Annotated in this window: 13 protein-coding genes; all 13 read right to left on the bottom strand. The window is 39.0% G+C overall.

Features of this window, described 5'->3' with window-relative positions; translation table 11 throughout:
* Positions 1–28 precede the first annotated feature (28 nt).
* A complete protein-coding gene (locus AC2TFD_RS13970) occupies positions 29–844 on the bottom strand; it encodes a cyclase family protein (protein ID WP_484676046.1) in 816 nt (271 codons plus the stop codon).
* A gap of 51 nt (positions 845–895) precedes the next feature.
* Positions 896–1231: an AtuA-related protein gene (locus AC2TFD_RS13965; protein ID WP_484676045.1), complete on the bottom strand. Its 336-nt coding sequence runs from the start codon at positions 1229–1231 to the stop codon at positions 896–898.
* A complete protein-coding gene (locus tag AC2TFD_RS13960) occupies positions 1232–2608 on the bottom strand; it encodes an acyclic terpene utilization AtuA family protein (protein ID WP_484676044.1) in 1377 nt (458 codons plus the stop codon).
* Positions 2609–2699: 91 nt separating this feature from the next.
* A complete protein-coding gene (locus AC2TFD_RS13955; RefSeq protein ID WP_484676043.1) occupies positions 2700–3689 on the bottom strand; it encodes an NAD(P)H-dependent flavin oxidoreductase in 990 nt (329 codons plus the stop codon).
* A 115-nt stretch (positions 3690–3804) separates the two neighbouring features.
* Positions 3805–5031: an MFS transporter gene (locus AC2TFD_RS13950; RefSeq protein WP_484676042.1), complete on the bottom strand. Its 1227-nt coding sequence runs from the start codon at positions 5029–5031 to the stop codon at positions 3805–3807.
* Between the two features lie 60 nt (positions 5032–5091).
* Positions 5092–5772, bottom strand: coding sequence for an NUDIX hydrolase (locus AC2TFD_RS13945; RefSeq protein WP_484676041.1), 681 nt, complete (start codon positions 5770–5772; stop codon positions 5092–5094).
* Positions 5773–5876: 104 nt separating this feature from the next.
* Entirely contained in the window at positions 5877–6965 is a 1089-nt protein-coding gene (locus AC2TFD_RS13940; protein WP_484676040.1) for a TRAP transporter substrate-binding protein, read from the bottom strand.
* A gap of 77 nt (positions 6966–7042) precedes the next feature.
* Positions 7043–7825 (bottom strand): enoyl-CoA hydratase/isomerase family protein, encoded by a 783-nt coding sequence (locus AC2TFD_RS13935; protein ID WP_484676039.1) that lies wholly within the window; start codon positions 7823–7825, stop codon positions 7043–7045.
* Positions 7826–7847: 22 nt separating this feature from the next.
* Entirely contained in the window at positions 7848–8330 is a 483-nt protein-coding gene (locus AC2TFD_RS13930; protein WP_484676038.1) for a VOC family protein, read from the bottom strand.
* Complete coding sequence (locus AC2TFD_RS13925; RefSeq protein WP_484676037.1) at positions 8308–9585, bottom strand: acetyl-CoA hydrolase/transferase family protein; 1278 nt, start codon at positions 9583–9585, stop codon at positions 8308–8310. The genes AC2TFD_RS13930 and AC2TFD_RS13925 overlap by 23 nt, the downstream gene beginning before the upstream one ends.
* A gap of 13 nt (positions 9586–9598) precedes the next feature.
* Positions 9599–10831: a CaiB/BaiF CoA transferase family protein gene (locus AC2TFD_RS13920; protein WP_484676036.1), complete on the bottom strand. Its 1233-nt coding sequence runs from the start codon at positions 10829–10831 to the stop codon at positions 9599–9601.
* Positions 10832–10903: 72 nt separating this feature from the next.
* Entirely contained in the window at positions 10904–12091 is a 1188-nt protein-coding gene (locus tag AC2TFD_RS13915; RefSeq protein WP_484676035.1) for a CaiB/BaiF CoA transferase family protein, read from the bottom strand.
* An 80-nt stretch (positions 12092–12171) separates the two neighbouring features.
* The gene (locus tag AC2TFD_RS13910) at positions 12172–13395 is read right to left on the bottom strand and encodes an MFS transporter (RefSeq protein WP_484676034.1); all 1224 of its coding nucleotides are present in this window, start codon (positions 13393–13395) and stop codon (positions 12172–12174) included.
* Between the last annotated feature and the right edge of the window lie 24 nt (positions 13396–13419).

Here is a 13419-nt window from a genome sequence, read left to right as displayed (position 1 = left end):
CAACTATTTATAATTTTCTGAAAAAAAATCATACGATGGCGACAGGACATACCGGTGAACCTGTTCCCCCAGTAATACGCAGCGGAAGACAAACAAATAGAAATTCATAAATCTTGTCTTTAGCGAGATCTTCCAAATTCATTAATTCAATTATATGGATCCCGTTTTCAACAAGAGGTAAGCAATGTACTGGCAGTGTATGTTCTGGCTGAACTTCATAGGCTACTGTATCCCCTCCGGCCAGACCCATATCTTGTTCGATCAGCCACCTTGCTCCTTCTACATTCACACCAGGCGTCCCCTCCGCAACCGAGACATATTTTCTTGGCGAATGAAAGAAGTTCGCCCACCCTGTCCGTATCAAAACAGCATCACCTTTTTGAATGGTAATACCTTGTTTTTTTATGGTTCCTTCCAAATCTTCAGGGCCAATTCCATAAGCAGCTTCTAATTGCGGAACACCTTTATAGGAAGCTACATCCAGCAAAACCCCTCGCCTAAATACCGGTGTGGCTATATCAATACTATGCGCTTTTATACCTCTGGTTTTATCTTGATGATCGTCTGCTAGTAAATCACCGTGGATAAATCCATTACATGATACATGCCCAATTGCATCCATGTGTGTGCCTGTATGAGTGCCTGTTGCAATAAAATCATTTGCAGCAGTAGTTCCTTCTCCATATGGTAAATCATTATGCATACTGCCAAGAGAGTATAAAAAGGGAGGAAGATTTGGATGATGAGGGGTACCGGGTCCAAGCGGCTGCCCTACTTCATACACTCTTCCTTCCCTTACGACCTCCGACATAATTTTTGGCAAATTCGCAATAATATGACTCATCCTTTTCATACCTTTCAATATAAAATAAGCGAATGTAAAAGATTAAATATTCTACCTATTTAACAAATCTTCAGGCACCTCTACTTCAAATCTTAATAGATTCCCGCCAAAACATTTACCTAAATTATCCAATCTTAGCGTAGATGCTGCATTTCCTCCCAATGCTTCTTTACATAAAAATTTCAATGCCAATACATTGGGAACTTCATAGCGGTACACTTCCCCTTCTACAATTCCAGAAAAATGCTGTTTTACTTTTTCTGCCGTAATCTGTTCCAAAAATAGTTTATATAATTCGAGATTAGGTGCGAATAATGTGATATCAGATGAACTGCCTTTATCTCCAGATCTTGCCTGAGCCACATCTCTCAATGGTACTTTTGTCATTTATTCTACCTCCACTACATTTATTCTCACATCAGATTCAATTTCAGTTCTTGGGATGTAGGTAGCCCACAGTCCCAAAAGCTGCTTTGTTGCGGAAAGACCACTAACCATCCCTACAAACGGGGGACCGTTGACTGTAAGCGGCGGGAATAACGGTGCTAGTTTGGAAGCTTCACTTTTACTTTCCGTTTTGATTGTTACTCTTAAAAATATTTCATTAATCAAATCCTCATTAGGAGGCTCCACCGCTAATGTTCGGTGTAGTGCATTGTAGCCCAAATATTCGGTATTGATTTCTAAGGCTTCAATACCCAGATCTTTAATTTGTGACCGAATAATTTCATTTGCAGCCCTCGCCTTCGTTAAAGCTTGAGGCCAGGAATATCCAATCATCCCCTGTCCCATGAAACCGTCTTCATATCCCATAAGCGCTTTTAAGGTTTCAGGCGCAGGACGGCCCTTTGCACCTTGAACTTTAACGCGGTCTGTTCCAACCTGCTCAAGAGTTACCGTGGTAAAATCTGCAACTACATCAGGGGTGATGTAGTTTGAAGGATCGTGAATTTCATAAAGGAATTGTTCCTTTACGGTATCAACACTGACCCTGCCACCTGCATCCTCAGCTTTCGTTAGAATAAATGAACCATCTTCTGAAACCTCAGCAATTGGATAGCCAATTTTATGCAGATCCTTTACATTCCACCAATCACCGCTGAAATTTCCACCTGTCACTTGGCCGGAACATTCCATTAAGTGTCCCAATACAATACCAGATGCTAGTTTATCCCAATCATCTTTTTCCCAGCCAAACTCATAAATCACAGGAGCTAAAAATTGAGCGGTATCAGTTGTTCTCCCTGTGATGACAATATCTGCACCTTCTTTTAATGCCTGAACGATCCCTTGTGCACCAAGGTATACATTGGCAAAGAGCAGCTTCTCGCGTATAGTTTCAATCGATTCGCCAGTATCACTATTGTTCATAATAATTCCTTTGTCTAATAATTCATCTAGACGCGGGTAAATATCATCACCAGTAACTACACCGACTTTTAAACCTGAAATGCCCAATTCACTTGCAATACGAATTACTTCATCCTTTGCACCTTCAGGATTTATGCCTCCAGTATTGGTGATCAGTTTAATGCCTTTTTTCTTAACGTAAGGTAATAGTTGTTTCATAGTTCTGGTTACATCTTTTGTGTATCCCTTACTTGGATCCTTTTGTTTATCTTTCTGTAAAATTGCTAATGTCAATTCTGCAAGCGTATCAAAGCAAATATACCGAACATCAGTATCCCTTGCCAATTTCAACATAGGTTGTAAAGAATCACCATAAAAACCCTGTCCTGCACCTATTTTCACAACTTTACTCAAATCAACATCTCCCGTCACTATTAATCTTTAAAAATATCATTTTTCCAGAAACTTGAATCGAGTTTATTCCTATTTTTATCATTCCATATTATTAGAGCCTTAACTTCTCAAGTGTTTGTCTTGCTTCTACTACAATATCCTCGACAATTTGCCTCGCACTCTTGACTTCTTTAATCAGTCCTGATACCTGACCAGCCGGACCAACACCGTTCTCAACATCTCCATCTATCCTGGCACGTTTAGATGCCTCCCTACCCACTTTTAACATTTGTAATGGGTACGGGTGGATTTCATCTTCATGTTTTTCCCAATATTTTGTGAAATTATTTTTTATCATTCTTACAGGCTTCCCACTATGTGCCTTGGAAAGCACAGTGCCTTCTTCATCAATTTCAACGATTTTATTTTTATAATTATCGTGAGAGTATGCTTCCTTACTTGCGACAAAACGAGTACCCATCCAAATGCCACTTGCTCCCAATGCCAGGGAAGCAACTAATCCTTTACCGTCTGCAATTCCTCCAGCAGCAATGACCGGAATTTTCACGGAATTTACAACCTGTGGGACAAGCACCATCGTTCCAATTCTCCCGGTATGGCCGCCCGCTTCATGTCCCTGGGCAATTACGGCATCCACACCGTCCTCTTCCAATCTTTTTGCCTGTTTTGCGTTTCCAACAACCGACATTACCTTTATCCCGAGATGGTGAGCCTCCTTAACTACCCCCAAAGGATTCCCCAAACCAGAAATCAAGACAGGAACTCGTTCGTTTAAAGTTACTTCAATTTGCTTTTCTACTTCATCCGAATACCGGACAACATCTGCATTTTTACCATCTGTCGAGATTTTTCCAAATAATATATCTACACCGAAAGGTTTATCTGTCAGCGATTTTGCAATGCGAATCTCTTCTCGTAATTCATCTATTGTAAGATGACCAGTTCCAATGACACCTAATCCCCCAGCATTTGATACGGCAGCAGCCAGTTTTCCTCTGGCAAGATACCCCATTCCTGCCTGCATAATTGGATATTCAATTCCTAACATTTTACATATCTTAGTGTTTAATAAATTAGTCATTTTACCCCTCCCATAGACCTATAAAATATTAAGTTATTTGAAAATAATAAATTTAAATATTAAAAATTTTTAAGTTTACATCAAATTGGATACAGTCCACACTTGATTATGTTTGCTATTTTGAATTAAGTAGGGTTAGATCATTGGGTTCATTTGTAAAACTTAATAAAATGCCTGCCAGTACAGCCAATCCTGAGAGTCCTATCCAGATAAAACGATAACTTCCCAATGCATCTGCCATCAAACCAATTATAGGTGGAAAAAATAGAATACCAATATACATAAACATCATACCGAAGCCCATAGCTGTTCCTATATGTGCACTATCAATAGATTCAGCGAGGTAGGTCATATAAATACCAGCATAGCCTAGGGCAGTAAAACCAAAAATGCTCACAAGTAATAGAAGAAAGAATACAGATAGATCAGGATTGATTAATTCAAAACTTGCAGTTGTCACTGTAGATAAACAACAAATTATTAAAAAAACCCCTTTTCTTTTTCCTTTAAACACAAAATCACTAATCAGACCCCAACTCACTTTTCCTACTGATCCAGCTAATTGTGCTGTAAAAACCACTATTACTGTAATGGCAAAAGGTATTGCACTATCATTTGTCAGGTATAACACGAAATGAGCAGCAAATGTAAATTGAATTCCCGCCAATATCATGGATGCCAAACTACCAAATAAAACATTTCTATTTTTTAATAATTCTACTAAAAGGTTCTGTTTTATTAACTCTTCTTTTTGTGACTCTTTTTTTGGTACATCATGATAAAAGAGAAAAAAGCACAAACCTGCTAATAACATCATGAAGGAAATCCAAAAATAACTATATTGCCAGTTTCCGGTTTGGGCAATGATATAAGAAATAAAAACGGCAGATATACCTGCACCCAATGTAACCCCGGTTTGTTTAATGGCAATAGCCGTTCCACGGTTTTTCGGTTCAAACCATTGTACTAATGCGTGTGTGCCTGTCGGATTTAATACCCCATAACCTAACCCAGCTGCAAACATAACTACTAAAGATAACGAAAAGCTTCCGGTAAATGGAAATATTGTCATAGTTACCGAAATGACAATCACGGAAATAATGGTAATTATTTTTACATTAAATTTATCAGTAATCCAACCTGCAGGGATGGATACCAGAAATGCCCCAAAGTATACTGCTGAAGTTAATGCACCAATCTGAGTTCTTGTAAAGTGCCAATCGTTCTCTATGAAGGGGGTAACTACGGAAACAGTATACGTCGCCATCGACGCTATCGTCTGAACAATGAGTAAAAGTGACAAAGCTGTCCAATGTGAAGATCTGATTATACCCCTTTCCAAACTACCACCTTCTGCAATGTTATTAAATTAGTTTATTATGCTAAAATCAACATCATTCTATCAATAATATTCCTGTGTATATTCAATCACCGGTAACATTGGCAACTCTCCACTATTGTAGTTAAGTAACGCCGTTAATGATTGAATGGTTGGCATAACCATTTTGAGCATACCTTTTTCATGCTGTTCTATAGCCTCTTGCGGTTTAAACCAACATCCAGATTCTATCTCCGTTGTTATCAGATTAGGTTCCTGGTTAACAGGAAGATCAGCTAAAAAAAATCTAGTGTTAAACCGATAAGGTCTTTGTAGTGAAGTAATTCGATGACCAAAGTAATGTAACCCACCAATGTAAATCAGAAAGTCATGATTACGGATAAATTTACCAAACTCTAATTCTCCATTAATGATTGCCTTTCTAGCTTCATCCCAAGCAGCATCCGGCTGCACAGGAACACCCTTCCGATCCAAACATAACAAAACACCAGTCTCTTCAAAAAGCTCTCGTGCTGCTGCAACATAATAAGCTAGATCCACTTGTGGTTTGACTTGACCAAAATGACAATCCTCTTGTTTAAGAGTTGAATCACTTTTCATCAATTTCCCACCAGGATAGACATAGTGTCCTGGATAGGACTTCATTGACTCAGGTCTTTTGGTCATATAAACATGTAATCCATTTTGGGTACGATTAATCAATATAACTGTCGCTGAATGTTTCGGTTTAACTGGTAAATTCATCGGTTTTATGTCCTCCAGCTGCTTAATTTTTAAGAAACGATAATGCAGGAGTTCTATTAGATGCCCTCTAGAAAAAATAATCCTGAGGGCATTAAAGTGATTGTCTACTTTGAAAGAGCACCTATTAATGCATCTAATACCTTTTGACCGGCTAACCCTTTCGCTTCCATTTTCTTTACCCATTCATCTTGAACAGGTTTTACCTTTTTACCCCATTCTTTAAGGTCTGCTTCATCAACCGAATAAACTTCTAAACCTAATTTTTGGAATTCTTCTTCCAATTGCTTAATTTGATTGTCAAGATGTTTTGACACATGTTCAACTGTTTCATCACCAGCCTGTTTCATTGCTACTTTTACATTATCAGGTAATCCCTGGTATACTTCTTCGTTAATTGTATAAACCACTGCAAAACTCCCTAAATTGGAATTGTTTGTTGCATATTTTGCGAGTTTCTCTAATTGATAAGCTTTCCAACTGGTAAAAGGTACGATTCCACCTTCAACAGTCCCTCGTTCCATTGCTGTAAAAAGGTCAGGGGCAGGTATAGACACGGGTACGCCACCCAATGTCGCAATGGTCAATTCTTGTGTACCGCCTGATGCACGTAATTTGACACCCTTAAAATCGCCCGCACTTTCAACTTTTTTATTCGTGGTAAAAACCTGACCTGGAGGAAGTGTTGTCACCCAGACGGGTCTTACTCCATTTTTAAGAAACTCCTCGTCTAAAAGGGCTGTTTGTGCTAATTCCCAATATGCCGCACCCCCTTGTGAAGATGAACTGATCAAACCTGGTAGTCCCGCCACGTCACCTAATGGTAATTTATCAGAAATATAAGCCGGTGCTGTATAGGCAATGTCAGCGATTTTATTTTTAACCAGGTCAAGCATGCTGGCAGCTTTGCCCAATTGCTCGGCTGGAAAATATTCAAATTGCACTTGCCCATTCGTTAATTCTTCTACGCGGTCCATCCAATATACTGCTCCTTCAACAGAAAGATCATTATTAGTAGGAAATGAATCTGCCACTTTCAGTGTAATCGTTTCTTTACTCGAATCCTCTTTCTTTCCTTCGGATTGCCCTGACTTACCATTTTCATTTTGGGTAGTAGAAGAACTTGAACAGGCCGCAAGAAAAAATACCAAAAATACTGGAAACAAAACGAATGTCAATGTTCTCTTAATGATCATCTAATATCCTCCTGGCTATATTTGAATATGTTCTTTGCAGCTCCGGATTTATACAACATCCTTTTTCATCATTTCATTTAACGTCCCTGCCAATTTGGTTTTCTTTTTTCAGAAAAAGCCCTTGGCCCTTCTATCGCATCCTGGCTATCATATACTTGCTCGTAAATTCGAAAAGCATTTTTAAGTCCCAAGGTTTTCCCTAAATCTAGAGCTTCCTTTAAGGATTGCTTAGCAGCCAGCACCGAAAGAGGTGCATTATCCCGAATGGTTTCAGCCAATTCCATAGCAGACGTCAGTACTTGACTTTGCTCCACTAATCTATTCAAGAATCCCAATTGGTACATTCTATCAGCACTAATTGGCTCAGCTGTCATTGTCAGTTCGAGATTTATATTAAGCGGAAGCATCCATAGCAATGGTACAGCCCATGGAGAGCCACGCCCCACCTTCGCTTCTCGAATTGAAAATTGCGCATTATAACTGGCAATTCTAAGATCTGCATTCTGTGCCAACAAAAATCCACCTGCTGCCGCGATTCCATTTATCGCAGCGATAATCGGCTTTTTTACTTCCGTCATTCTCTGCATCATAGGGTCTTTAACCATTTGCAGTAAATCTTTACCTTGTTTGCTTAGTTCCGTTTGTTCTTTTAAGTCCATCCCTGCACTAAATGCCCTTTCACCTGCAGCAGTCAGAACAATAACACGCACTTCGTTATCCTCATCAACTGTACTCCATATTTGATCCAATTTTTCATAAACTTCAACAGAAATTGCATTCATACGCTCAGGACGATTGATTGTGATTAAACCAATTTTATCCTTCACTTCATATAAAACTGATGAATCTTTTGAAAACATTTCCGCACCGCCTTCTTATTGATTAATCATGTTCGCCTAATATCTCTGCTCTTTTTTCAAATGAAGACTTATAAGGTTCTTCCCATTCGGTAAGTTGGATAAGGACCCCGAAACAGCTTTTTGGGTGGATAAACAAATCAGATTTAATTCCTTCATGAACTTCCGGGCCAATTAATTTCATCCCTTTTTCACGAAGCTTATGCTCGATATCTAGAAGGTTTTCAACTGAAAAAGCAATATGGTGGATTCCCTCTCCCTTTCTGCTCAGAAATTTATTGATATCGCTTTTTTCCTGTATTGAACTTTCCAATCCGACAAAAACTTGTTTAATCGTGAGATATGAAGCCTGTGCACCGTGTTTAGCCAGCGTTACTTCCTTAAGAAAGTTGCCTCCAAATATATCTGTAAACTTTTCAAGAGCGTTTTGATTGTCATGCACCGCCATTGTTATATGATCGAGTTTCCAGTTTTCAATCATTTCATCACTGCCATTTCTCTTTTTCACTGTTCCATTTCTCTTTTAGTTCCTCACGAAATTGGGGAGCTGCAATGGAAATCAATGCTTCAGCGCGTTCTTCTAGGGATTTTCCATGTAAATTGGCAATTCCATTTTCGGTGATGATATATTGCACATCCGTACGGGGAGTGGTAACGATATTCCCTGCTCCCAACGTTGGGACAATGCGAGAAATCTTTCCATTGGCTGCTGTGGATAAAAACGCAATAATTGATTTTCCACCACGGGATAATTTTGTACCGCGAATAAAATTACCTTGTCCTCCTGTACCTCCAAATTGAATCCCATTCATCGTTTCTGCATTCATCTGACCATACAGGTCAATCTCAATGGCTGAATTAATGGAAATTAAATGATCGATATCTTTCAACACTTCCAATGAATGAGTATAATTTATCGGCCTAAAGTCGATTAGCGGGTTATTATTGACAAATTCATATAAGCGTTTTGTTCCAACAGCAATACCCGTAACAATTTTCCCTCTGTCAATACTTTTTCTATTACCATTAACCACTCCACCTTCCACCAAATCCACTACCGCGTCAGATATCATACCCGAATGGATTCCCAAATCTCTCTTATCCTTTAATGCATACAAGACTGCATCCGGAACTGATCCGATACCAAATTGCAGGGTACTGCCATCTGTAATTAATGACGCAGCATAATCCCCAATTTTCTTCATATCGGTGCTCAGTTCTCCAGCAGGCATTTCCGGCAGTGGATAATCCACGTTTACAATATAGTCAAACGAGCTTATGTGAATAGGAGGCTCCCCTGAAGTTCTTGGCATTTGGGGGTTCACTTCAGCGACGATTGTTTTTGTTTTCTGCAATATAGCCGGAACATAATCCGCGGAAATGCCTAAGCTGCAGTATCCCCATGGGTCTGGTGATGAAACTTGGATTACGGCAAGATCCAAGTTGACTGTTCTTTCTAAGTAGTTATAAATTTCATTGAGATGAAGTGGAATAAATCGTACCTTTCCTTTTAAAAAGGAATCTTTCATATCCTTTGACATAAAAAAGCAGGTCATCGCTGCATTTTCATGCAGTCCAGCCAGATCAGTCCTATTTAAACCAGGAAACACGGTGGCAATGTAATTAACCCCATCACTTGCATCAGGATGCTCTTTGAGTGCTTGAAGGACATCCCTTGGTTCTGATCCATTCCCCTGGACAAATACGTTCATACTGGGATGTAATAACGATGGAACTTCCTTTGCTTGTATCTCTTTAGGCAATTACACTTCCTCCTTATCTTTCATTTGAAACGGGTGTATTTTCATTTGATACAGGTGTAATTACTTTCGCATCTTCCAGATTCCGGATTTTATCATCTGATAGATTTAAAAGTTCCTTTAACACTTCCTTCGAATGTTGACCATGAAGCGGAGGTGGCATAATTTCTTCATCATCGATACCTGGTAGCTTCCAAGGTATACCTGGCAATAGAATCTCACCAATTTCCGGATGTTCTACCATGCGCAGCATGTTTCGATGGGCAACCTGTGGATGGGTGAACAATCGATCAGTCGGATTGATAGCCCCGACCGGAATCCCTTTTTCACTGAGCTTTTGTACCCAATAATTCGCTTCCCGTGCAGAGGTGATTTCTTCAATAAGGGGTACCAGCACATCGCGATTTTCGACCCTGCTTCCACTTGTCTTAAACCTTGGATCATCCAGCCACTCCGGTCTTTCGACCACTTCACAAAAATGATTCCATGACCGGTCATTTAGTACAGCAATATTTATCTCAATATCCTTCGCCGGAAAGCTTTGATAAGGTACCATTAATGGGTGGGCAGTCCCCATAGGCTTGCCAACTTGTTCGCTTAATGCATAATTTGCAAGATAATATCCCATCAAGGAAATTTGGGCATCCATCATCGCAATATCTAAATATGCTCCTTTTCCAGTTTGCTGTTTTGTCATAATCGCTGCCATAATCGTATGCGATGCAACCATTGCACCGAAAACATCCGCTTGCGGAACTCCAGGTTTTAGCGACCGGCCGCCCCTTTCCCCGGTTACACTCATTGCGCCTCCTTCACCTTGGATAATCAGGTCATATGCTGCAATATCCTTGTAGGGTCCAGATTGACCAAATCCCGAAACTGAACAAAAAATAATCTCTGGATTCCTTTTGCAAACTTCCTCATAATCAATCCCTAACTTTTTCACAATCCCGGGACGGAAATTCTCTAAAACGACGTCAGACTTTTCCACCATATCTAAAAATAACTTTTTCCCAACTTCATTTTTCAAATCTAATATGATGCTTTTTTTATTTCGATTAACGGCAAGCAGATGCGGGCTATGTCCATTCGTCCCTTTCGTTACCCACCCTCTGACATGGTCCCCTATCAACGGAGGCTCTATTTTTATAACCTCTGCACCAATATCAGCTAACATCATTGAAGCAAATGGCCCTGCCCAGGCTTGTGACAAATCTAATATTCTAATCCCTTTTAATGGTTTATGCATCTTGCACCTCCATAAATTGAATAAATAAAAAGTTAAATTGCGGGGGACTTTATTTAGTGTAAAATGGTTTCCTTAAAATAAATCCAAAGATTTTAATTGGGAAATCTTATTTTCTGAATATCCAAGTACAGATCCAAGAATTTCTTCAGTGTGTTCACCAAGTTTCGGTGGAGGATATTTTATTTGGGCAGGAGTTTCCGACAATTTAGCTGGATAAGGAACTTGATAGATTTCTTTTTCTAATGCAGGAACAAATAAATTCTCAACCATCCCACGTGCCTGTAACTGAGGGTCCTGGAATGCCTCTCCCGCATTATTCACCTTGCTGGCCGGAACCTTATTCTCTTTTAAAATATCCAGCCATGTCTCTTGGTCTTTTTGCAATAATGCATCCGTTACTATCTTGTGCAAAGTATATTTGTTTTCTCTCCGGAGTTCATTTGTCTCATATCGTTTGTCTATAAGCAGATCTTCACGTCCGATACTTTTGCATAATCCAATCCAAAAGTGTTCTTCCAATACGCCAAGGGCGATTTTTTTTCCATCCTTCGTTTCAAACATGTCATTTGTTGCTATTATGTGGTGCATTTTTTCAGGAGGGGTAATTTCCTGATCAATCATATAATCACCAAACCGTGTACTTGCCCAAGAAAAGACGGTGTCAGTCATTGAAACATCTATGTACTGCCCTTTCTTTGTATGAGCTCTTGCTAGTAAGGCAGATAAGATACTCACTGTCGCAAACATAGCCGATGATAAATCCGCAACAGGCAAACCACTACGCATCGGATCTACCCCAAGCTGCCCTGGTATACTCATAGCTCCTGCAACAGCGAGATAGTTTAAATCATGTCCGGGTTCTAACCGATAAGGCCCATCCTGGCCATATCCAGAAATAGAACAATAAACAATTTGCGGATTTACATTTTTGATTGTTTCATAATCTACGCCCAATCGTTCTACAACACCAGGGCGGAACCCTTCAATCACAACATCGCAAACCTTTGCCAACTCCAGAATAATGTCCCGGCCTTCTTCTTTCTTCATATCTAGTGAAATACTTTTTTTATTCCTATTAACTGAATAATAGATTCCCCTTAGCATTTCACGCGTATAATCCCCACGACCTTTTTCTTCGACTTTTATTATTTCTGCACCCAAGTCTCCAAGTAAAAGTGTACAATAGGGTCCGGGTAATAACCTGGTTAAGTCAAGAATTCGGACTCCTTTCAATGCTCCCTCATTTATTTTATGATCCACCGATTCACCCCCATATTCAATATTTAAAGTATTAACAAAAAAATATCTAAAAGGTTATTCTGTTTATACTAAATTACCATTTATAAATGAACGTCCTTAAAACTCATCTTCTTATGATTCCTTAAATTTAATCGGTAAAAAGCTGTTGATGAGATTAACATGCATACAGCTAAAAATATCCACGGAATCACAAATCCATCAAATAGCTCTGTAAGTGCACCAAAAACAGGAATGGCAATGGTTGCAGCTAAATAGCCAATCGATAATGTCAACCCACTAGTCAATCCTACTAATCCGGCATCCATTATTTCTGAAACATAGACCAAAAAAATACTGTTCCAGCCTGCACCAGTGAAACCGATAAAAAATATCACAATTCCAATTATCACAAAATTCTTAACTGCAATAAATGCAAAAATAATTAGGAAAACTCCCGTTAATAAGGCGATGATAGCCAACAACAATTCTCTTTTTTGCAAGAACAGCCAATCTCCCAGCATTCCAAAGATGATTCTTCCGAGAATCGAACCAAACTGGAGAAATGCCAACAAGTATCCTGCTTGCATTAATGGAATCTCAAAGCGTTCATTCACATCGACTACTAAATAAGCTGCCGGTACAAACTGGGCTAAAAAAAAGAAAGGGATGACATAACATACAGTCCGAACAGAGTCATTTCGCAGAATATACAATAGATTTTTTACACTGGATGAGTCTAATCTTTGGCCCTTATTTTCATTTAGGGAATTCTTATAGAATAAAGCAGTAAGACTCATTACTATAGTTAGTATCCCTAATAGTAAATAACCCATCTTCCAGCCGTGCTTCATTGCAATATAAGGTAACCACAATGCGGCAATAAATGCTGACAAACTAATAGCAGTTTGTTTTATTCCCATTACTGTTCCTCTTATTCTTGGTGGGAATAAGAAGATAATCGCTTTACTCATTGCCGGTGATAAACTTGAGAAAAAAAGGCCTGAAATGAATAAAAACAATAAAATGAGAAAGTAATTTTCCATCCAATATAGACTAATACTGGATAATCCCAAGAAAAGCCCACCATAGAACAAAATCTTCTTCGCTCCCAATAAATCAACCATATAACCGGAAGGTAACGAACTGAGACCGTTACCCAAATTAACAGCCGCTGCTAAATAACCTATTTCTACAATATTTAACTTTAATTCATTTTTAATAAATGGAAGAAGAGGAGTAATTCCTACATTAACCATAGATGAAGCCATTTGGATAAAAATGATAGACCCAAATATCCAAAAAGAATATGAATTTATTCTTTGCATACTAATGCCTTCTTTTGATTATTA

This window comes from Neobacillus sp. plas4 (assembly GCF_057221695.1).
This window is presented reverse-complemented; position numbering and strand designations above follow the sequence as displayed.